Source organism: Marinobacter sp. B-21 (genome assembly GCF_056857895.1).
Genome location: NZ_JBSXNZ010000047.1, coordinates 39530 through 60261, shown reverse-complemented (window position 1 = coordinate 60261; position 20732 = coordinate 39530). Strand labels below are relative to the sequence as shown.

General features: G+C 60.4%; 18 protein-coding genes and 1 pseudogene. 3 read left to right on the top strand and 16 right to left on the bottom strand.

The features are described 5' to 3' along the window. Window positions 1-285: 285 nt before the first annotated feature. From AC13C0_RS03115 to urtA, 16 genes are all read right to left on the bottom strand, one after another. Entirely contained in the window at window positions 286-1407 is a 1122-nt protein-coding gene (locus AC13C0_RS03115) for an IS91 family transposase (RefSeq protein WP_117620216.1), read from the bottom strand. Next, complete coding sequence (locus AC13C0_RS03110; protein WP_273070137.1) at window positions 1407-2258, bottom strand: tyrosine-type recombinase/integrase; 852 nt, start codon at window positions 2256-2258, stop codon at window positions 1407-1409. The genes AC13C0_RS03115 and AC13C0_RS03110 overlap by 1 nt, the downstream gene beginning before the upstream one ends. A gap of 269 nt (window positions 2259-2527) precedes the next feature. After that, window positions 2528-3325 (bottom strand): nuclease-related domain-containing protein, encoded by a 798-nt coding sequence (locus AC13C0_RS03105; RefSeq protein ID WP_482953948.1) that lies wholly within the window; start codon window positions 3323-3325, stop codon window positions 2528-2530. Window positions 3326-3498: 173 nt separating this feature from the next. Then, on the bottom strand, window positions 3499-3684 hold the full coding sequence (locus tag AC13C0_RS03100; protein ID WP_482953947.1) for a DUF6732 family protein: 186 nt from the start codon (window positions 3682-3684) through the stop codon (window positions 3499-3501). Window positions 3685-3728: 44 nt separating this feature from the next. Continuing rightward, the gene (gene ureG, locus AC13C0_RS03095) at window positions 3729-4367 is read right to left on the bottom strand and encodes an urease accessory protein UreG (RefSeq protein WP_053112898.1); all 639 of its coding nucleotides are present in this window, start codon (window positions 4365-4367) and stop codon (window positions 3729-3731) included. Window positions 4368-4389: 22 nt separating this feature from the next. After that, on the bottom strand, window positions 4390-5103 hold the full coding sequence (locus AC13C0_RS03090) for an urease accessory protein UreF (protein WP_482953946.1): 714 nt from the start codon (window positions 5101-5103) through the stop codon (window positions 4390-4392). Then, window positions 5075-5641 carry an urease accessory protein UreE gene (locus AC13C0_RS03085; RefSeq protein WP_482953945.1) on the bottom strand — a complete coding sequence of 189 codons (567 nt, stop codon included), beginning with the start codon at window positions 5639-5641 and terminating at the stop codon, window positions 5075-5077. Before AC13C0_RS03085 ends, AC13C0_RS03090 begins: the two co-directional genes overlap by 29 nt. A 47-nt stretch (window positions 5642-5688) precedes the next feature. Continuing rightward, window positions 5689-7392: an urease subunit alpha gene (gene ureC, locus AC13C0_RS03080; RefSeq protein WP_482953944.1), complete on the bottom strand. Its 1704-nt coding sequence runs from the start codon at window positions 7390-7392 to the stop codon at window positions 5689-5691. 148 nt (window positions 7393-7540) lie between these two features. Further along, entirely contained in the window at window positions 7541-7858 is a 318-nt protein-coding gene (locus AC13C0_RS03075; protein WP_482953943.1) for an urease subunit beta, read from the bottom strand. Window positions 7859-7868: 10 nt separating this feature from the next. After that, on the bottom strand, window positions 7869-8171 hold the full coding sequence (gene ureA / locus AC13C0_RS03070; protein WP_008175208.1) for an urease subunit gamma: 303 nt from the start codon (window positions 8169-8171) through the stop codon (window positions 7869-7871). 172 nt (window positions 8172-8343) lie between these two features. Beyond that, the gene (locus AC13C0_RS03065) at window positions 8344-9240 is read right to left on the bottom strand and encodes an urease accessory protein UreD (RefSeq protein ID WP_117618115.1); all 897 of its coding nucleotides are present in this window, start codon (window positions 9238-9240) and stop codon (window positions 8344-8346) included. Then, window positions 9237-9935, bottom strand: coding sequence for an urea ABC transporter ATP-binding subunit UrtE (urtE, locus tag AC13C0_RS03060; RefSeq protein WP_117618116.1), 699 nt, complete (start codon window positions 9933-9935; stop codon window positions 9237-9239). Before urtE ends, AC13C0_RS03065 begins: the two co-directional genes overlap by 4 nt. Further along, on the bottom strand, window positions 9935-10759 hold the full coding sequence (gene urtD, locus AC13C0_RS03055; protein WP_482953942.1) for an urea ABC transporter ATP-binding protein UrtD: 825 nt from the start codon (window positions 10757-10759) through the stop codon (window positions 9935-9937). Before urtD ends, urtE begins: the two co-directional genes overlap by 1 nt. Beyond that, window positions 10756-11880, bottom strand: coding sequence for an urea ABC transporter permease subunit UrtC (gene urtC / locus AC13C0_RS03050; RefSeq protein WP_482953941.1), 1125 nt, complete (start codon window positions 11878-11880; stop codon window positions 10756-10758). The genes urtD and urtC overlap by 4 nt, the downstream gene beginning before the upstream one ends. Window positions 11881-11883: 3 nt before the next feature. Next, window positions 11884-13482: an urea ABC transporter permease subunit UrtB gene (urtB, locus tag AC13C0_RS03045; RefSeq protein WP_482953940.1), complete on the bottom strand. Its 1599-nt coding sequence runs from the start codon at window positions 13480-13482 to the stop codon at window positions 11884-11886. Between the two features lie 91 nt (window positions 13483-13573). After that, entirely contained in the window at window positions 13574-14881 is a 1308-nt protein-coding gene (gene urtA / locus AC13C0_RS03040) for an urea ABC transporter substrate-binding protein (protein ID WP_482953939.1), read from the bottom strand. 358 nt (window positions 14882-15239) lie between these two features. Here urtA and atzF point away from each other — a divergent pair, with 358 nt between their 5' ends. From atzF to AC13C0_RS03025, 3 genes and pseudogenes are all read left to right on the top strand, one after another. Beyond that, the gene (gene atzF, locus AC13C0_RS03035; RefSeq protein WP_482953938.1) at window positions 15240-17084 is read left to right on the top strand and encodes an allophanate hydrolase; all 1845 of its coding nucleotides are present in this window, start codon (window positions 15240-15242) and stop codon (window positions 17082-17084) included. Between the two features lie 73 nt (window positions 17085-17157). Next, a pseudogene (locus AC13C0_RS03030) lies at window positions 17158-19597 on the top strand (biotin carboxylase N-terminal domain-containing protein). 212 nt (window positions 19598-19809) lie between these two features. Beyond that, complete coding sequence (locus AC13C0_RS03025) at window positions 19810-20523, top strand: GntR family transcriptional regulator (protein WP_117618123.1); 714 nt, start codon at window positions 19810-19812, stop codon at window positions 20521-20523. Window positions 20524-20732: the final 209 nt, after the last annotated feature.

The window sequence follows — 20732 nt, the reverse complement described above, 5'->3', positions numbered from 1 at the left end:
ATAAACACTTAAGGCCGGTGACTGGATGACATCAGAGCGACATTGGCGCGCATACTACTAATAATTCTCATATCTGGGCGTAATGGGCTAACCGAGAAAATTTCGTGGCTGCTGCTTGGGGTGTTTATGAAATGTTCGGGTTATATACATCATTGGCCGATTCCTTACGGTGATTTAACTCAGACTACCCCGCAGATGCCGCATTTTCCAGTCTCAAGCCGCACACGGGCCCAGCTCACAAGGAACTGTAAGCGATCACCCGCCAGATCAAGAGCCGCGTGCGGGCTAGCCGGTTGGCACGGCTACTATTCTGAAGCGCGGGATCTGACGAACCATGTGAACCAGACCCTCATCGCAGCGCGGGCAAGGCCAACAACGATGGGGTTCCTGGTTCACTCGGTTTGTCTCTGGTTGGGGTGGCTGCAACAGACACTGCCGGATAACAGCCAACTTTTGTCGTCGCGTTCGGTTACTCAGGTAACCAAAGTGGCGGATGCGCATGAACCCTTTTGGCAGAATGTGCATCAGGAACCGCCTGACGAACTCCCGCCCTTCCAGCCACTGGGTCTTTAGCCGTCCTTGATCCCGGTAATCCTTGTATCGGAACGAGACCCGGTCACCTTCCATCGACAACAACCGCCCGTTGCTGATGGCAATCCGGTGAGTGTAACGAGCCAGATAATCCACTACGGACTCAGCCTGGTTCAGGCAATGCCGGGTGTAGACAACCCACTCTTGTCGCATCAGGCCGTTGAGCACGTCATCAACCTCACCGCTGTTGGTCACCCGATGCAACTCACCAGCGTTCGACGACGCTCTGAGCAACGACACCATTCGCCCGCGAAAACGCCGTGATAATGCCCGCACCGGGAACAGGTAGTGGCTCTTTGCTCTGTGCCATTCACCCCTGCCTGTCAGTACACCTCCAGGGATTAGACAATGCACATGAACATGGCGACTCAGGTTCTGCCCCCATGTATGCAGCACCGCCGTCATGCCCAGTTCGCCCTGCAGATGCTGCGTATTGCGGCCGAACTGATTGAGCGTATTCCAGACGGCCTGGAAGAGGCAGCGGTAGAGTACCTCGGGATGCAGTTGAACCCAGCCATTCAGAGTATGGGGCAATGTAAACACCAGATGGAAGTAGGGTACCGGTAACAACAACGCCCTTTGCCGGTCACTCCATCGCTGGCTGGCACGGCCCTGGCACTGCGGACAGTGCCGATCCCGGCAGCCGTAATAACAGACGGAGCGGGCCTTGCAGTGATCACACTGCATCTCCATACCGCCCATGCGGGCCGTCCGGCACCCGGTTAACCGGGCACAGACCTTGCGGCGATGGCCGTCCAGTGGCTCATCGGGGAGGAACTGGTCCAGAATTGTCTGGACGGTTAGTGAACTGGCCATCATCCACCTCCCAGACCTGCAATCAGGTCGACAGGTCCACGGTTTTGGGGTGTCACGCCCGGCAGCCAATGCAGATACCGTTGTGTGCTGCGCAGGTCGCTATGCCCCAGCAGCCGTTGCAACTCATGGAGGGGAACGCCCTGCTCTAACTGATGGGTGGCGTAAGCATGGCGCAAGGCATGAATGCCTCCACGTTTGTGAATGCCACTGGCTCTCTTGGCCTGATGGAACACCTTCTGGGGCGTGGTGATATGAAGGTGCTTGTCTGGCAGCAAATCACTGGGAAATAACCACGGCATGGGACGACGAATCCGCCAATATTGACGAAGCACCTGGAGCAGTCCCGGTGCCAGAGGCACCATCCGGTCCTTGGCTCCCTTGCCCTGGGCAACCCGAAGCAGATGACGTTCCCCATCAAGGTCCTTCACCTGCAATGCCACCGCTTCACTGACTCGCAAGCCACAGCCATAGATGATGGACAGCAACGCCTGATGCTTGGGGTTGGAGACGCCCGCTAGTAGGCGAGAGACTTCCTGACGGGTCAGCAATTCCGGAATGCGCTGGGGGCGCTTGGGTAAGACCAGCGTCACATCGAAATGCGCCCAGTGCAGCACTTGCAGGTACAAAAACCGGATGCCGTGTAGGTAGAGGCGACAACTGGCTGGTGACAGGGCGCGCTCCTGGACCAGGTAGTTGAAATAGACCTGCAGGTCATCGACTTGCAGTTGATCCGGCGAGCGCCGGTAGTATCGAGCCAGCTCGGTTACAACGTACAGATAACTTTGCTGGGTTCGGGGGGAAAAGCCATGTTGGCACATGGCCTGGATCATGGTCTGACGTAACGGTGTCATGACGGATTCTCCTCTTCTGAAAAGCCCACCTGGGCTCATCAAAAGTATCCGTCAATCCACCTGATCTCGCGGGAAACTCCCCGGCTTACTCGCTACCGCGAAGCGGTTTAGTTCAACAGTGATTATATAGCGCGCTTCGTTATTGCAACCACTTGAACGTCAATAAAAGCTCAAAACCAAAAGCTTATATTTCGCCAATTAAACCATTAAAATCAATGCACTACACTTCATCGACACTCTGACCGCGCCGTAATCATTTGACAGCTTCGTTACTGCAATAACCAAGCACCAACCATCCCCCGGCACTTGGGAAATGCCTTACAGCCAAAAAACTCCTTCCCAATATTCTCTCCGCGCTTCACCGTGCGCTTTACCATCTCACCCTGGCACTTCGGGCACCGTGGCTCACTGGTTTTCTTCGCCGTAATTTCCTTCACATGCGCCAAGTGCTTCCGGTGATTTCTGAAGGTAGCCGCCAGCCGCCCAGATTCAATGGCTTCGATCACTTTCTGAACTTCAACATCTGACAGCCGCTGCTCAGTTTGGGCTTTGATAAAGCGGACATACCCACCACCGTGGGTCACGTTCTCCGGCATAGGCGTTTTGAATGTGGAATCCCCCACAAAGACCACCACCGAAAACACCTGTTCATCAGTCAGGTCCAAGAGGCTTTGCATTGTCTTAACGTGTTTGTAGTTCTGGTGCAGAGGGTTCTGAAATTTCTGCGAAGACTTGAAGATCTTCTGCGTCCAATACCGCTGTTTGGCGTTGCCGAAGATCCAGCCCTTCATGTTCTTGGTTTCCACCACAAAGACCCCGTACTGAGAAACGATGATGTGGTCGATCTGGGTGGTGCCGTCTTCCGTGGGCAGGGTGACGTTCTTGATCAGGTGGTAGCAGGATTTGTCGAGAAAGAGTTTGGCGGCAAGGTTGACCACCGTTTCCCCAGCTTTGCCTTTGAACCAGGGCGATTTGATGACCGCCGCAACGAGGAAGAACGGAATCAGATACCAGATGGCCGTCGGAATGGCGTTTTGAAGGGTGTGCAGTAGCTGGGTGTGGTCCATCCGTTATCCTTAACAGCGGTGCAAGTTCGTTTCTTATCACTACACACTAGCCTAATCGTAAGGAAACTTCCTACCCTTCGGACGTAAAATTTGGTAACTCCAATACGAAAAAGCCGCTCAAGTTAAGAGCGGCTTTTGGAATCAACAGCGAGCTGATCAGTTAAGGCTTTTCCTCAGTCTTGCCCGTCCCGCTTATACCGCATCAGTGCATAGATGCCAGTAGCTACAGCCGCACCAGCCGCCAGGAAATATTCAATATGCACACCATCACCAAGCGCTTCATGCCCGGCATGGCCAAAAGCAGCGCCTGAGATCACAAGCAGGCCAGCAGTCAGAGTCAGTCGATTAGTCAGTTTCATGGTTATCTCTCCGTAGTTCATTTAAATCTCAAAATCCGGTGTCATTAAGCAGTCTCAGCAAGCTTCTCAGGCCGACGCTCCGGCAGCATCCCCCGCTCCAAAATGAAGCTGATGATCGTCTCCAGCCCTACCCCGTCGTACAGGTTGGTGAACACAAAGGGCCGTTCGCCGCGCATTTTCTTGCTGTCCCGCTCCATCACGTCCAGGGAGGCATGCACCTGTTCGGCAATGTCGATCTTGTTGATGATCAGCAGGTCCGATTTGGTGATGCCGGGGCCGCCTTTGCGGGGGATCTTGTCGCCGGCGGAGACGTCGATCACGTACAGGGTGAGGTCGCTCAGTTCCGGGCTGAAGGTGGCGGAAAGGTTGTCACCGCCGGATTCCACCAGCACCAGTTCCAGGTTCGGGTGGCGGCGTTGGAGGTCGTCGATGGCCGCCAGGTTCATGGAGGCGTCCTCACGAATGGCGGTGTGCGGGCAGCCGCCGGTTTCCACGCCGAGGATGCGGTCTGCGGCCAGGGCTTCGTGGCGCAGGAGGAAGTCGGCGTCTTCCCGGGTGTAGATGTCGTTGGTCACCACGGCGATGTCGTAGTGGTCCCGCAAGGCTTTGCACAACTGTCGCAACAGCGCGGTTTTACCGGAACCAACCGGGCCACCCACTCCAACTCTCAGACAATGTGTCATGGCAGATCTCCTCAATTGTTATTCAGCTTCTGAAAAGCCGTGAATACTGTGTTTCGTGCAGGGCACTTCCGAGCGCCAGTCCTGGCAGGATGGGCCCGAGTTCGTGATCGTTCCGTTCCAGGGCCGTGTCCACCGCCACCGCCAGTTGCGGTCGCAGCCGTTCAATGATGCGTTGAGCGGCGGTATGGCCCAGGGGCAAGGCCTTGCAGGCGACGGCAAGCTGGTTTTCCAGCCAGGCCCAGGCAAAGCCGAGCAGTGTTTGGCGCACCGGTACAAAGCGTTTGTGGGCGGCCCAGGCGAACATGGTGATGTAGCCAGGCTCTTCCGGAATCAGGTGTGGCTCGGGCAGCAGCTCCAGGTTGCGCAAAAGAGTAACGAGGGCGCCGCCGAGGCGGGTGTCTTCGTCGCTCAGTTCGGCGGTTTCCCGGGTGGCGTGCAGCCAGTCGTTCCACTTTGCCAGCGAAATGGCATCGCCTTCGGCCCACGCGGTCTGCAAACGCACCAGCAGGGGCAGTTCGCAGCGGCTCAGGCCGTCTTCCAGCACGCCTTCAATCCACTGGGCCAGTTCCGCTTCGTTGTTTACCCAGCCCAGTTCAAAGGCGCTTTCCAGGCCCTGGGACCAGGCGAAGGCGCCGATGGGCAGTGCCGGGCTGACCAGCTGCATCAGGCCCAGCAATGCCAGGTCGTCCACCTGCGGGGTGGCGGCCTCAGTGGGTGTGTTTATGACTGTGGCCATGGCTGTGCCCGTGGTCGTGATCGTGTGAATGGCTGTGGCCGTGGGAATGGCCGTGGCTGTGCCCGTTTCCATGGGAATACCCGGCCTGGGTGTAGGCTCCGGGTTCCGGATCGAATGGCGCGGTGTGGTGCACAAGTGTGGCACCCAGGCGTTCCGCCAGTTCTTCCAGCACGTGGTCCGGCGTGATGCGCACGTAGGCGCCTTGGTCATCCATGCCGATGGCCAGGGTCACGTGGCGGTTGCCCAGGTGGTAACACAGGCGCGCCAGGGGCTGGCCGTTTTCGATTCGGGCGGTGACCACCTGTTCCTCGGCCGCACGGATGCGGACAAGCTCGCCAGTTTTGGCCAAAAGGAGGTCGCCGTCCCGCAGCACGGGGCCGCGGTCGAGAAACAGGCCCACGTCTACCCTGGTCTGGGTGGTGGCGCGCAGGCGGCCACGGATGCGCAGCTCGTACGGCAAAATCAGGTTATCGAGGATTTCGGAGCTGTCGATTTCGGCAGCTTCCTGTTCGCTCAGGCGTTTCGTCAGTTCCAACATAATCAGTTCTCCAGTACCCGGCTCAGAACAGCCTTGAGCTGTATTGGCTAAAAGAGATGGTAGCGCTGGGCCAGAGGCAGTTCGGTGGCCGGCTCACAGGTGAGCAGTTCGCCATCGGCATGCACTTCGTAGGTTTGCGGGTCCACGGTGATGTGCGGGCACGCGTCGTTCAGTTTCATGTCGCCCTTGCGCACGTCACGTACGCCCTTGCAGGCGGATAATGGGCTGTCCAGACCAAGCTCTTTGCCAACACCGGCATCAATCGCAGCCTGGCTCACAAAGCTCAGGCGAGTGGCACTGGCGGCCTTGCCGAAGGCGCCGAACATCGGGCGGTAATGCACCGGCTGGGGCGTGGGAATCGAGGCGTTGGGATCACCCATGGGGGCGGCGGCAATCATGCCGCCCTTGAGAATGGTGGCCGGCTTCACGCCGAAGAACGCCGGACTCCAGAGCACCAGGTCAGCCAGCTTGCCCACTTCCACGGAACCCACTTCATGGGCGATGCCATGGGTGATGGCCGGGTTGATGGTGTACTTGGCGATGTAGCGTTTGGCGCGCAGGTTGTCGGCGCCCAGGTCTTCGTCTTCTGGCAGCAGGCCGCGCTGCTGCTTCATCTTGTGGGCGGTCTGCCAGGTGCGGCACACCACTTCGCCCACCCGGCCCATGGCCTGGGAATCGGAGGCAATCATGGAGATCACGCCCATGTCGTGCAGGATGTCTTCTGCGGCGATGGTCTCGCGGCGGATGCGGGAGTCGGCGAAGGCGACGTCTTCCGGGATGTTCGGGTCCAGGTGGTGGCACACCATCAGCATGTCGAGGTGTTCGTCGATGGTGTTCACGGTGTAGGGCCGTGTCGGGTTGGTGGACGACGGCAGCACGTAATCCTTGGAGCAGGCGGTGATGATGTCCGGTGCGTGGCCGCCGCCGGCGCCTTCGGTGTGGTAGGTGTGGATGCAGCGTTCCTTGAACGCGGCCAGGGTGTCTTCCACAAAGCCGGATTCGTTCAGGGTGTCGGTGTGGATCGCCACCTGTACGTCGTATTTGTCCGCCACGGTGAGGCAGTTGTCGATGCTGGCCGGGGTGGTGCCCCAGTCTTCATGGAGTTTCAGGCCCATGGCGCCGGCCTGGATTTGCAGCTCCAGGGATTCCGGCAGGGAGGCGTTGCCCTTACCCAGGAAGCCGATGTTCATGGGCAGGGAATCCACCGCCTGGAGCATCTTGCCAATGTGCCACGGGCCCGGTGTGCAGGTGGTGGCGTTGGTGCCCGTAGCCGGGCCGGTGCCGCCGCCCAGCATAGTGGTGATGCCGCTCATCAGGGCTTCTTCGATCTGCTGGGGGCAGATGAAGTGGATGTGGGCGTCAATGCCGCCGGCGGTGAGGATTTTGCCTTCACCGGCGATGATTTCGGTGCCGGGGCCGATGACGATGGTGACGTCTGGCTGGGTGTCGGGGTTGCCGGCTTTGCCGATGGCGGCGATTCTGCCTTTCTGGATGCCCACGTCGGCTTTGACGATGCCCCACCAGTCGAGAATCAGGGCGTTGGTGATCACGGTGTCCATCACCGCCGCATCGGCACGCTGGCTCTGGCCCATGCCGTCGCGGATAACCTTGCCACCGCCGAATTTTACTTCGTCGCCGTAGTGGGTGCTGTCGCTTTCCACTTCGACCCACAGGTCGGTGTCGCCGAGTCTGACGCGGTCGCCGGTGGTTGGGCCGTACATGTCGGCGTAGGCTTGTCTTGTTATCTTCATCTTGTCCCTCGTTTTAACTTGGGTGCCTGGGCCAGTCGGGCAATCCCTTCCGGGAAACGCTCCTGGCGGCACATCCATGTGGCGCTTGGGCTCCGCCATCCATGGCTCCGCACATTCCCGGAAGGGATTACCCGACCGGCCCTGCTGATCATTTCGTGGAGTCGAGATTTCCCATGACTTCGGCTCGGAAACCGTAGATTTCTCGGCTACCCGCAAACGGGATTAACGTCACTTCCCGGCTTTGGCCGGGTTCGAAGCGGATCGCGGTGCCTGCGGCGACATCGAGGCGGTACCCCCTCGCCTTGGCTCGGTCGAAATCCAGCGCCGGGTTGGCTTCGGCGAAGTGGTAGTGGGAGCCGATCTGGACCGGGCGGTCGCCGGTGTTGGCCACTTCGATGGTGATGCGTTCGCGGCCTTCGCAGAGTTCGATGTCGCCGTCTTTCAAGTCGTATTCACCGGGGATCATGGCGCGCTCCTTACACGATGGGGTTGTGAACGGTGACGAGTTTGGTGCCGTCCGGGAAGGTGGCTTCCACCTGCACTTCGTCGACCATTTCGGCGATGCCGTCCATCACGTCGTCACGGGTGAGGACTTCGGTGCCGGCGGTCATCAGCTCGGCCACGGTGCGGCCTTCGCGGGCGCCTTCCATGATTTCGGCGCTGATCAGGGCCACGGCTTCCGGGTAGTTGAGCTTCAGGCCTTTGGCTTTGCGGCGCTCGGCCAGCAGGGCTGCGGTGAACAGCAGCAGTTTGTCTTTGTCTCTGGGCGTTAATTCCATTGTTGTTCTCCGCTTTCTATGGAGTTCATCGGCGCTATCTTGATAATTTCCTGAACAGGGCGGGGCAAACCGTCCGGGGATGTCGAAAACACGGATGTTTTCGTCAAGCGTACACGGACGTATTCACAGCGTGCCCCGGACGGTTTGCCCCGCCCTGTTCCCGCACAAAAATTCAGGTCAGCCATATCCGGGGCACCACCGCAGATTGACCAGTCAGCATTGGCCGGACCACTTCCCAGGCTTGCTGACAAATGCCCCAGGCTTCGTTTCTTTCGTTTCCCAGATACCGCAGCAACACCACTCCCCGTCGCTTGGTCACGGCCCAGTTTTTTGATTCGGATAATTGCTCGCGTATTGCCTCGATGGCACCGGCTTCGTCGTCCAGGCCAACTATCCAGAGGGTGGCCTGCACCGTGGCGCCACCCTGGCCCCAGTGGCCTTTGAATCTGGGGTGGTTCGGGTCCATGGGCTGGCGTTCCAGCCACAGGGGGCGGCCATCCATCAGCAGGCGGAATTTCTGCTCCAGGTGGCCGGAGATGAACGGCAGTTTGCTGGCCGGGCGGCCGAGGGCGAGGATTTCCCAGCCGATGCATTTAGCGCCGGCTGCCAGTTCGATGGTGGTGCTCTGTTCACCCCGGGAGCCGTCGAAGGCCAGGGTTTCCTGGGGCAGGTATTCGAGGGTGCCGCCCTTCTCCACTTTCAGACTGGTGTGCTGGGCCCAGGCGACGCCGTGGCTGTCGGCCTTGTAGAGTTTGGCGGCGGCCGGGGTGGTGAGCAGGGTGTGAGCGCCCTCGCCGACCCGGGCTTCTATGCTCAGGGCATCGCCGCTGACCAGTCCGCCCGGTGGGTGCAGCAGGTACACGTGGCAGCAGCCGTTGCGGCCTTCCGGGTAGAACGGACGTTGGACTCTCAGCGGGCCGTTATGACGCACGTGGGTCATGCGGGTGGCGGTGGTGTCGCCATCCGGGCGGGCGTCGAAGCCCAGCGAGATGGACGCCGCCCAGCGCCGACCTTCGTCGAAGCGGTGGCCGGAGTCGTTCGCGGCTTCGATTTGCTGAAAGACCGTCATACCGTCAGGTGCTTCTTGATGAGTTCATCGGTCAGGCCGGCAATCTCGTCTTCCGCCACCCGGCGGCCGCGATCGAGGATGGCAAAGCGGTCGGCGTATTTGCGGGCGAACGGAAGCTTCTGTTCCACCAGCAGCACGGTCAGGCCGTCTTCCTTGATGAGCTTGCGGATAACCTCGCCGATCTGGGCCACGATGTTGGGCTGGATGCCTTCGCCCGGTTCGTCCAGGATCAACAGGCGCGGCTCGATCACCAGGGCACGGCCAATGGCCAGTTGCTGTTGCTGGCCGCCGGAGAGGTCGCCGCCGCGGCGGTTGCTCATTTCTTTCAGTACGGGGAAAAGCTCGTACACCCGCTCGGGGATTTTCTTGCTGCCATCCTTGCGCACGGCCAGGCCGGTGCGGAGGTTTTCTTCCACGGTCAGCAGCGGGAAGATTTGGCGGCCCTGGGGCACGTAGCCGATGCCAAGGCGAGAACGGTCTTCGACTTTCTTTTTGGTGAGTTCCACGTCGCCAGCAAATTCAATGCGGCCGCTCTTGGTGGTTTCCTCCCCCATGATGCATTTCATCAGCGTGGTCTTGCCCACGCCGTTGCGGCCCATCACGCAGGTGCACTGGCCCTGGGGCACGTCCAGATCCAGATCCCAGAGGGTATGGCTCTCGCCGTAGTACTGGTTCAGCTTTTCGATCTTGAGCATTACGCCTCCTCCCCGAGATACACCTTGACCACTTCCGGGTCGTTGGAGACCTGATCCATGGAACCTTCCGCCAGCACGCTGCCCTGGTGCAGCACGGTGACCTTGCGGGCGATGGAGCGCACGAAGCCCATGTCGTGCTCGACCACCACAACCGACTGCTTGCCGGCGAGGCTGGTGAGCAGTTCGGCGGTGCGTTCCATTTCCTGTTCGGTCATGCCGGCCACGGGCTCGTCCACCAGCAATAAACGGGGTTTCTGCATCAGCAGCATGCCAATTTCCAGCCACTGTTTCTGGCCGTGGGAGAGGATGCCGGCGAGCCGGTCACGCAGTGCTTCCAGGCCGATCATTTCCAGCACTTCGTCGATCCGGTCCCGGTATTCGGCTTTCATCACGGCGGTGAGGGTGGGAAACACCCGCTTGTCCGCCGCCATGGCCAGTTCCAGGTTTTCGAACACGGTGAGCGCTTCGAACACCGTGGGTTTCTGGAACTTGCGGCCGATGCCGAGGGAGGCAATGTCCGGCTCGTTCATGGTGAGCAGGTTGTGGCGGCTGCCGAACCACACCGAGCCGGTGTCCGGGCGGGTTTTCCCCGTGATGATGTCCATCATGGTGGTCTTGCCCGCGCCATTGGGGCCGATGATGCAGCGCAGCTCGCCGTCGTCGATGGTGAGGTTGAGGTTGTTGATGGCCTTGAAGCCATCAAAGCTCACGTTTACGTCTTCCAGGTACAGGATGGGGCCGTGGCGCACGTCCACCGGCGACTGCACCTGGGTCAGAAACTCGAACACGTGTTCGCGGTCGGTCAGCTCCTGAAAAAAGCTCATACGGTTGCCTCCTGACCGGTAGTGGTGTCGTCATCTGCCTTCGCTTTTCTGCGCTTCTGCAGCAGCCCGGCAATGCCCTTGGGCAGGAACACGGTTACCAGCACGAACAGGCCGCCGAGGGCGAACAGCCAGGCGTCCGGCATGATGCCGGTGAACACGGTTTTGGCGTAGTTCACCAGGATGGCCCCGATCACTGCTCCGTAGAGGGTTGCCCGGCCACCCAGGGCCACCCACACCACGATCTCGATAGAGAACAGCGGCGAGAATTCGCTGGGGTTGATGATGCCTACTTGCGGCACGTACAGCGCACCGGCCACACCCGCCAGCATGGCCGAGACCACGAACACGAACAGTTGGACCCGTTCCACCCGGTAGCCCAGGAAACGTGTGCGGGCTTCGGCATCCCGGCAGGCCACACTCACCCGGCCCAGCTTGCTGGTAACAATACCCCGGCAGATCACGTAGCCAATGGCCAGAGCGATGCCGGTGGCGATGAACAGCCCGAGGCGGGTGGCGTCCGTGCGCAGGTTGAAGCCGAGAATGTCCTTGAAGTCGGTCAGGCCGTTGTTGCCGCCAAAGCCCATCTCGTTGCGGAAGAAGGCCAGCATCAGAGCGAAGGTGAGCGCCTGGGTGATGATGGAGAGGTACACCCCGGTTACCCGTGAGCGGAAGGCCAGGAAGCCGAACACCAGTGCCAGCAGGCCCGGGGCCAGCAGCACCATGAGGAAGGCAAACCAGGCCATGTCGAAACCCTGCCAGAACCAGGGCAGCTCCTGCCAGTTCAGGAACACCATGAAGTCCGGCAGGATCGGGTCGCCATAGACGCCGCGGTCGCCAATCTGGCGCATCAGGTACATGCCCATGGCGTAGCCACCGAGGGCAAAGAAGGCGCCGTGGCCCAGGCTGAGGATACCGAGGTAACCCCACACCAGGTCCACCGCCACCGCCAGCAGGGCGTAGCACAGGTATTTGCCCAGCAGCGTCACCGTGTAGGCGCTCACGTGCAGGGCGCTGTCCTGGGGCATGAACAGGTGGAGGAGGGTCACTAACACCAGGGCCGCAAACAGCACCCCAAGAAACACTTGCGTGGATCGCTCTCGTAGAGGTCTAGTCAGCCACATACCTTAGCCTTCTGCTGCACGGCCCTTTTGCGGGAACAGTCCGCGGGGGCGTTTCTGGATAAACAGGATGATGAACACCAGCACAATGATCTTGGCGAGTACGGCACCGGCCCAGGGTTCAAGCAACTGGTTGATGGTGCCCAGGGAGAGCCCGGCAATGAGCGTGCCCCAGAGGTTACCGACGCCGCCGAACACCACGACCATGAAGGAATCGATGATGTAGTTCTGGCCCAGGTTCGGGCCCACGTTGGTGAGCTGGGACAGCGCCACCCCGGCCAGGCCGGCAACGCCGGAGCCCAGGGCAAAGGTCATGATGTCTACCCGGGTGGCCCGGATGCCCATGGAGCGGGCCATGGCGCGGTTCTGGGTAACGGCGCGCACTTCCAGGCCCAGGCGGGTCTTGCGCATGATCAGCATCAGTGCCGCGAAGACAATCAGCGCAAACGCCAGTACGTACAGGCGGTTGAGGGTCAGCGAGAGTGCATCGTTGATCACCAGGGAACCGCTCATCCAGTCCGGAGTGACCACGGTGCGGTTCTGGGGGGAGATCACGGTGCGCACCAGCTGCTGCAGGATCAGGCTGATGCCGAAGGTGGCCAGCAGGGTTTCCAGGGGGCGCCCCTTCAGGTACTGGATGACGCTGCGCTCGATGATGATGCCGGCGGTGGCAGCCACCACGAAGCCGGCGGGAATCGAGAGGATCAGTGCCAGGCCGGGCTGGCCGGGAAAGAGTTGCTGCATGCCCCAGGTGGTGTAGGCACCCAGCATGATCAGTTCACCGTGGGCCATGTTGATCACGCCCATCACGCCGAAGGTGATGGCCAGGCCGATGGCGGCCAGAACCAGAACCGAGCCGAGGGACAGGCCGAAATACAGGGTCTCGGCGGCGCGGTTCAGTTTGAGTTTTTGTTCAATGCTTTCGAGGGCTTTGGCGGCACGTTGAGCCAGCGCCTCGTTGTCACCGCGAACGGCTTCGTTCAAAGCGGCGCGGGCGCGCGGGTGCAGGCTGCCGGCCAGCACTTCCACGGCCTCCAGGTTGCCCTCGCCCACCCGGTAGATGGCCAGGGCTTCTTCAATGCGGTTGCGTACAGCCGCGTCTTCTTCTTTCGCCAGCTGAGCCTCAAGCGGCTCGACCAGGGAAGCATCCACTTTGCCCATCATGTCCTGCGCGGAGGCTTCGCGCACATCCGGGTCTTTGGCATTCAGGTCCAGCATGGCCAGTATGCCTTCAAGCTGGCCCCGTATGCGGTTATTGATGGCGACTCTGTCCAGCTCACGGCGGGACATTTCACCCATATTCTCTCCGGTCAGCGGATCGGCAATTTCCCAGTCCCTGCCCCGGTTGTTCAGTACCAGTACAACCTGCCCGGTGTCTTTTACCCGGCTCAGGCGGTTATTTCCGTAGGCTTCGAGCCAGCCCCTGGCTCTTTCATCACCACTGCTGACGATGGCGTTCACCGCCTCTTCCACTTTACTGGCCGGCGCCTCTGCGAGATTGATCAGCAGAGCCTTGCCAGGATCGTCTTCCTGCGCCGTTGCAGGCAGCGATAGCAGGGAAAACAGGGCGATAAGCAGCAATGTGGGCGATCGGCAGATGCTCATGAGAGTGTCCTGTCTGTTTCAAGCGTGTTGCGGGGCAACAACCGGAGGCTTAACTACCCCCGGCTGTCGATGGTGCTTTACCGTCTGAGCCTTACTCGGCTTCAGCGGCCATTTCGCCCGCAGACGCGCCACAGGTGCCGGTTGCGGTGTTGAACGTGCCGCAGAACAACGGCTTGCGCCAATCTGCAATCATGTCCCGCGAACCAGGCAGGTAGTCAGACCAGGCATCGCCCGCGACCAGACCAGAGGTTTCCCAAACCACAGAAAACTGGCCGTTGTCCTGGATCTCGCCGATCAGCACCGGCTTGGTGATGTGGTGGTTGGGCATCATGGCGGCGTAGCCACCGGTGAGGTTGGGCACGGTCACACCGATGATGGCGTCTTTTACCGCATCAACATCTGTGGTGCCGGCCTTCTTGACCGCTTCCACATACATGTTGAAGCCGATGTAGTGGGCTTCCATCGGGTCGTTGGTAACGGCATTTTCCTTGCCGGTGTATTCCACCCAGGCGTCGATAAAGTCGTAGTTGGCGTCGCTGTCCACGCTCATGAAATAGTTCCAGGCGGCCAGGTGGCCCACCAGCGGCGCGGTGTCGATACCGGAAAGCTCCTGCTCACCCACGGAGAAGGCGACTACCGGGATGTCGGAGGCAGAGATGCCCTGGTTGCCCAGCTCACGGTAGAAGGGCACGTTGGCGTCACCGTTGATGGTGGAAACCACGGCGGTCTTCTTGCCGGCGGAACCGAAGCGTTTGATGTCAGACACAATGTTCTGCCAGTCGGAGTGACCGAAGGGCGTGTAGTTGATCATGATGTCTTCCTTGGCCACCCCCATATCCATCAGGTAGGTTTCAAGGATCTTGTTGGTGGTACGCGGGTAGACGTAATCGGTGCCCGCCAGTACCCAGCGCTCCACGCCGATTTCGTTCATCAGGTAGTTCACCGCAGGAATCGCCTGCTGGTTGGGCGCAGCGCCGGTGTAGAAGACGTTTTCGGAGGATTCCTCTCCCTCATACTGAACCGGGTAGAACAGAAGGCCGTTCAGCTCTTCCACCACCGGCAGTACGGATTTACGGGACACCGAGGTCCAGTTACCGAAGATCACATCGACTTTTTCCTGGGCCAGCAGTTCGCGGGCTTTTTCAGCGAACAGCGGCCAGTTGGAGGCAGGGTCCACCACAACGGCTTCGAGCTGGCGACCAAGCACACCGCCCTTGGCGTTCTGTTGCTCGATCAGCATTTCAACGGTGTCTTTCAGAACGGTTTCACTGATCGCCATGGTGCCGGAGAGCGAGTGCAGAATGCCCACCTTGATGGGATCGTCCGCCGCCACGGAATTAAAGGAAATGGAAAGTGCGAGTGCGGAGAGGCCCAGTTTCACGTGTTTTTTGAGGCTCATGTTGTGCGTCCTTTTCTTTAGTTGGGTCTTGAGTTCGAGGGTGCAGTTCGCCTTGAAACGCACCACGGCCTTTGCATCTGCTGTTCCACATTCCCTGCGTATCCATCTAAAACAATCAGTTATCTAGTATACAAGTCGCAATAGCGCCGCCAGGTATTCTTCGGCCACCCTCCAAACCCTGTTTTCCAGTTCAGTTTTGGTGCGCCCGCACCGCCGTTGGGCGGGCATGGGTTGAGCTCTTTCCAGCCAATAAATACTAACCATCTGTTTTTATTGGATTATCAAGAAATTCCCGCAAATGGCACAGGCATTGCCATTCCACATGTATACAAGTTGATAACGCACATGAGGACGACCAATGCCTGCAACTCTCGGATGGACCATAAAGGACTGGCAGAACGCCTATAGCGAAGGCGCTACGCCGGCCTCACTGCTGGGTGAGCTGCTGACCGGGCTGGATACCACGGATGTCGCCTGGATTTCCCTGCTGGATGGCAACGGCCTGGCCACGGCCCTGACGGAACTGGAACAGACCCTGGAAGCCGCCGGTGGCGACAAGAACGCACTGCCGCTTTATGGCGTTCCGTTCGCCGCGAAAGACAATATCGATGCCAGGGGCTTTGAGACGACGGCCGCGTGCCCCGCCTTTGCCTACAACCCGGAAGACGACGCCAGCACCATTGCCCGCCTGAAGGCCGCCGGCGCGGTGGTGATCGGCAAGACCAACCTGGACCAGTTCGCGACCGGATTGGTGGGCACCCGCTCTCCCTATGGCGCAGTGCCAAACAGCTTCAAACCGGAAGTAGTGAGCGGCGGTTCCAGCTCCGGCTCCGCCTCGGTGGTGGCTCGCGGCCTGGTGCCGTTTGCGCTGGGCACCGACACCGCAGGCTCCGGCCGGGTCCCTGCGGGGCTGAACAATCTGGTAGGTCTGAAGCCGACCAAGGGCCTGTTCAGCATTCGCGGTGTAGTGCCGGCCTGTCGATCCCTGGATTGCGTATCCATTTTTACACTCACGGTGAACGATGCCGGGCTGGTGGCTGATGCCATGGCCGGTTTTGACGCCGGTGATGCTTTCTCCCGCAAGGCACCTTACGCCCTGCCCCTGGACGGCCCCGCCCTTCGCCGGCCCGGCCCGATCAGACGGCTCGCCATTCCGGAACATCCGCAGTGGTTCGGTGACCAGCAGTCGGAAGCAGCCTGGAACACCGCCATCAGCCGGTGGCGCGGGCTGGATGTGGAGCTGGTTCCCATGGATTTCAGCCCCATGCTAGAACTGGCGGCGCTGCTCTATGAGGGCCCCTGGGTGGCCGAGCGCCACGCCGCCGTGGAAGCGTTCATGGCCAGCCACGCCGATGACATGAACCCGGTGGTCAAAGACATCATCAGTAACGCCGGCAAGTTCAGCGCCACGGATACTTTCAAGGCCCAATACCGGAAAGAAGAGCTGGAACGCCAGATTGATGAACTGCTGGCCGATGTGGACGCCCTGCTGGTGCCCACCGCCCCCACGGCGCCCACCATTGAGGCGGTGAACGCAGACCCGGTCACCCTGAACAGCCAGTTGGGCACCTACACCAATTTCGTGAACCTGGCGGACATGAGTGCCCTGGCCATTCCCGCCGGCTTCCGCGACGACGGCCTGCCCTTCGGCGTCACGCTTATTTCAGGCGCCTGGAAAGACACCGAACTGCAACGCCTGGCCTGCCAGTGGATGAATGCCCACCCCACAACTCTGGGCGCCACCGATAAAGACCGCCCCGAAGAAACGCCCGGCGCCGCCATTTCCACCCCCACCGTGCAGGTGGCCGTAGTCGGCGCTCACCTCAGCGGCATGCCCCTGAACACCCAACTGACCGAGCGCTTCTCGGTACTTCTGGAGCAAACCACCACCTCCGCCAACTACCGGCTGTACGCCCTGCCCAACACCACCCCGCCCAAGCCCGGACTGAAGCGGGTGCCCGCTGGCGGGGGTGACGGAAAAGGCGAGGAAATCATCGTGGAAGTCTGGGAAATGCCCGCCTCGGCCTTCGGCTCCTTTGTGGATCTGATCCCGGCACCGCTGGGCATCGGCAATGTGGAACTGGCCGATGGCCGCTGGGTGAACGGCTTTATCTGTGAAGGCTACGGCTTCGACGGCGCCCGGGATGTCACCGAATTCGGCGGCTGGCGCGCGTTTGTGACGGCTGAAAATGGGGTCAGATGAAAACGGGGTCAGATGAACATTTCATCTGACCCCGTTTTCATCTGACCCCACGTTCACAAGGGGAGAAACCTCTATGTTTACCAAAGTACTGATCGCCAACCGAGGCGAAATCGCGGTCCGCACCATTTGCACCTTCAAGGTCATGGGTGTTGGCAGTGTTGCCGTCTATTCCCATCAGGACCGCCACAGCCTGCACGTGACCCTGGCCGATGAATCGGTTGCCCTGACCGGCAACGGCGCCAGTGAAACCTATCTGGACAAGGCCCAGATTCTGTCGGCCGCCAAGCACACCGGCGCTGAAGCAATTATTCCGGGTTATGGTTTTCTCTCCGAGAATGCCGACTTCGCGGAGGCCTGCGAGGCCGACGGCATTGCCTTTGTCGGCCCCACCCCGGACCAGATGCGTGAATTCGGCCTGAAGCACCGGGCCCGGGAACTGGCGGAAACCGCCGGCGGTGGCGGCATCGGCCTGACCCGCTGCAACAGCGAGAGCGAACTGCGGGATGCCTTTGAAACCGTGCGCCGCCAGGGCCAGAGCTTCTTCAACGACAGCGGCGTGTTCCTGGAGCGCTTCATCGCCCGGGCCCGCCATGTGGAAGTCCAGATATTCGGGGATGGCGAAGGCAATGTGGTTGCCCTGGGCGAACGGGATTGTTCCCTGCAGCGCCGCAACCAGAAAGTGGTGGAGGAAACCCCGGCCCCGAACCTGCCGGCGGCCACCCGCCAGAAGATGCTGGATGCCGCCGTCGCCCTCGGCCAGTCGGTGAATTACCGCTCCGCTGGCACCGTGGAATACATCTACGACGCCGACCGGGATGAGTGCCACCCTGGACAACAAGCCGGTGGAGTTCTGGAAACCCATCACCGTGAAAGCCGGCCAGGTCAACCTGCCCGCCTGCACCACCACCGCACCCACACACGACCCGGCCCCGGCGGCCCCGGCGGCCCCGGCGGACCCGGACCTGATCCCGGACTACCCGGACCACTGGGAAATCGGCGTGCTCTATGGCCCCCACGGCGCCCCGGATTTCTTCACCGAAGCGTCCATCGAGAAGTTCTTCGAGCAGGACTGGGAGGTGCACTACAACTCCAACCGCCTGGGCATCCGCCTGAACGGTCCCAAGCCGGAGTTCACCCGCGCCGACGGCGGCGAAGCGGGCCTGCACCCCTCCAACATCCACGACTGTGAATACGCCATCGGCTCCATCAACTTCACCGGCGACATGCCCGTGATCCTGACCAAGGACGGCCCAAGCCTGGGTGGTTTTGTGTGCCCGGTGACCATCGCCAAGGCGGAGCTGTGGAAAGTCGGCCAGGTAAAACCCGGCGATACTATCCGTTTTGTCTCAATAGAAAACGACACCGCCGTGAAACTCTCCGAACGCCAGGAACTGGCGATCAAGAGTCTGATGGCGCCGCCGGCGGTGGATCTGGCCAAGCCAGACCTGGCACCGCTGAACGGCCTTTCCGCCACCATCCTTGCCCACCTGGAAGAAACCGACGGCCGCCCGGAAGTCTCCTACCGCCAGGCCGGCGACCAGTACATCCTGCTGGAATACGGCCCCAACGTGATGGACCTGGGCTTCCGCCTGCGCATCCACGCCCTGATGGAAGCCATCGCCGACGTGCAGCCGGCCGGCCTGCTGGAACTCTCCCCCGGTGTGCGCTCCCTGCAGCTGAGGTACGACGCTCGTATCCTGCCGCAGCATGCGCTGATGGAATACCTGCTGGACCTGGAAGCCACCCTGCCGCCCACAGACGAACTGAAAGTCCGCAGCCGGGTTATCCACCTGCCCATGGCCTTCGAAGACAGCGCGACTCTCGAAGCGGTGGACAAATACCGCCAGTCCGTGCGCGATACCGCACCCTGGCTGCCCAACAACGTCGACTTCATGCAACGCATCAATGGCCTGCCGAGCCGCGAGGCCGTCCGCGACATTCTGTTTTCGGCCCGATACCTGGTGCTCGGCCTTGGCGACGTTTACCTGGGCACCCCCTGGCTGCTGAGGTTCTTTGACCAGGTGTGCTACTACCCGGTTACCGAAGCCGAGCTGGACGAAATGCGAGACCAGTTCCGCGCCGGCCAGCTGACGGTGAAAATCGAGGAAGAAACCTTCGACCTGAAATCCCACCAGGCCTTCCTCGACGCCAACGCCGGTTCCATCGCCGACTTCCGGAAGATGCAGCAGGCGGCCTACGCTAAAGAAATCGCCCGCTGGAAGGACAACGAAACCGACGAACTGGATAGACTGGCCAAAGCGCCGCCGAAAGCGGATCTCTCCGGCCTGGAGAAATTCGGCGAGCTGGTGAGTGCGGAGATTGCCGGTAATATCTGGAAGTGTCTGGTCAAACCCGGGGATACGGTGGCTGAAGGTGATCCGCTGATGATTGTCGAGGCGATGAAAATGGAGTTCGAGGTGAATGCGACCCTTGCCGGGGAGATCAGTGCCATGCACGTGCAGCCCGGCAAGGCCGTGACTCCCGGGGAGCCTTTGTTGAGCATCAAGATCTAGGCTTAATAGGGGCCTCGGAGTTTTGCCTCTCTGGCCTCTTGTTCTGGAGTACAGCCGGTGGTGGGGTGCGGGTTTCAAAAGTGTGAGCAGCAGGGATGCTGCGATCAAGCCCCCATGGATGGGTTCACGGCGTCTTTTGAAACCCGCACCCCACCATCCGGCCCAGCGACGAACACCAAAAACAGAAGCCTCCCGCAAATAAGGGAAAGAAAATGGCAACTAACACCAAAAGAAAAGAGTCCATGGCAGACAGGGTTTACCAAGCCCTGAAGGACGACATCTTTGAGTTCCGCCTGATCCCCGGTGACAAATTCAGCGAGGGCGATGTGGGAACGCGCCTGGATGCCAGCCGGACCCCGGTTCGGGAGGCGCTTTACCGGTTGCAGCAGGAAGGCTACGTGGAAGTGTTGTTTCGCAGTGGCTGGCAGGTGAAGCCGTTTGATTTCCGGCAGGTGGAGGAACTGTATGACCTGCGGATTACCCTGGAACGGGCGGCCATGCACAAGATCTGCGGCCTGGATGAGGAGCCGCCGGCGCTGCGGACATTAACCGCGATCTGGAACCCGGACCACCCCTCCGAACGGGCGGTAGGCAGTACCGTTCGGGCTTTGGATGAGAGTTTTCATTGTGATCTGGTGGCCGCTGCCGGCAACCGGGAGATGACGCGGATTCACCGGGAGATTACCGACCGGCTGCGGATTATCCGGCGGCTGGACTTTACCCGGGATGATCGGGTGGATGCCACTTATATCGAGCACGCCTCGATTCTGGAGGCCTTGCGGAATGGCATGGCCAGTGAGGCCGCGGACCGGCTAACCCGGCATATCCGCATCAGCCAGAAGGCGGTTCGGGAAATCACCATGGAGCGAATCCGGGAGGCGGCCGAGGCGCACCGGCAGAAACCCGTTGAACTTGGGGTCAGATGAAAATGGGGTCAGATGAAAGTTCATCTGACCCCATTTTCATCTGACCCCATATTTGCTTACAAAACTGTAAGACATGTCGCACAATCTTCGGAGCGATTCTCCGATAGGTACAAATTCCAGTCCCGGTAGAATGGTCAGTGTCAGGGAGGACAAGCCAGCAAGGAATGTTGGCTCAAGGATGACAACTCCACGGATGAGGGGTTGCCCGA

What these genes read in the sequence shown, in the direction of transcription:
- AC13C0_RS03115 (WP_117620216.1), bottom strand. Translation starts at nt 1,407, where the DNA reads ATGGCCAGTTCACTAACCGTCCAGACAATTCTGGACCAGTTCCTCCCC.
- AC13C0_RS03110 (WP_273070137.1), bottom strand. Translation starts at nt 2,258, where the DNA reads ATGACACCGTTACGTCAGACCATGATCCAGGCCATGTGCCAACATGGC.
- AC13C0_RS03105 (WP_482953948.1), bottom strand. Translation starts at nt 3,325, where the DNA reads ATGGACCACACCCAGCTACTGCACACCCTTCAAAACGCCATTCCGACG.
- AC13C0_RS03100 (WP_482953947.1), bottom strand. Translation starts at nt 3,684, where the DNA reads ATGAAACTGACTAATCGACTGACTCTGACTGCTGGCCTGCTTGTGATC.
- ureG (WP_053112898.1), bottom strand. Translation starts at nt 4,367, where the DNA reads ATGACACATTGTCTGAGAGTTGGAGTGGGTGGCCCGGTTGGTTCCGGT.
- AC13C0_RS03090 (WP_482953946.1), bottom strand. Translation starts at nt 5,103, where the DNA reads ATGGCCACAGTCATAAACACACCCACTGAGGCCGCCACCCCGCAGGTG.
- AC13C0_RS03085 (WP_482953945.1), bottom strand. Translation starts at nt 5,641, where the DNA reads ATGTTGGAACTGACGAAACGCCTGAGCGAACAGGAAGCTGCCGAAATC.
- ureC (WP_482953944.1), bottom strand. Translation starts at nt 7,392, where the DNA reads ATGAAGATAACAAGACAAGCCTACGCCGACATGTACGGCCCAACCACC.
- AC13C0_RS03075 (WP_482953943.1), bottom strand. Translation starts at nt 7,858, where the DNA reads ATGATCCCCGGTGAATACGACTTGAAAGACGGCGACATCGAACTCTGC.
- ureA (WP_008175208.1), bottom strand. Translation starts at nt 8,171, where the DNA reads ATGGAATTAACGCCCAGAGACAAAGACAAACTGCTGCTGTTCACCGCA.
- AC13C0_RS03065 (WP_117618115.1), bottom strand. Translation starts at nt 9,240, where the DNA reads ATGACGGTCTTTCAGCAAATCGAAGCCGCGAACGACTCCGGCCACCGC.
- urtE (WP_117618116.1), bottom strand. Translation starts at nt 9,935, where the DNA reads ATGCTCAAGATCGAAAAGCTGAACCAGTACTACGGCGAGAGCCATACC.
- urtD (WP_482953942.1), bottom strand. Translation starts at nt 10,759, where the DNA reads ATGAGCTTTTTTCAGGAGCTGACCGACCGCGAACACGTGTTCGAGTTT.
- urtC (WP_482953941.1), bottom strand. Translation starts at nt 11,880, where the DNA reads ATGTGGCTGACTAGACCTCTACGAGAGCGATCCACGCAAGTGTTTCTT.
- urtB (WP_482953940.1), bottom strand. Translation starts at nt 13,482, where the DNA reads ATGAGCATCTGCCGATCGCCCACATTGCTGCTTATCGCCCTGTTTTCC.
- urtA (WP_482953939.1), bottom strand. Translation starts at nt 14,881, where the DNA reads ATGAGCCTCAAAAAACACGTGAAACTGGGCCTCTCCGCACTCGCACTT.
- atzF (WP_482953938.1), top strand. Translation starts at nt 15,240, where the DNA reads ATGCCTGCAACTCTCGGATGGACCATAAAGGACTGGCAGAACGCCTAT.
- AC13C0_RS03025 (WP_117618123.1), top strand. Translation starts at nt 19,810, where the DNA reads ATGGCAACTAACACCAAAAGAAAAGAGTCCATGGCAGACAGGGTTTAC.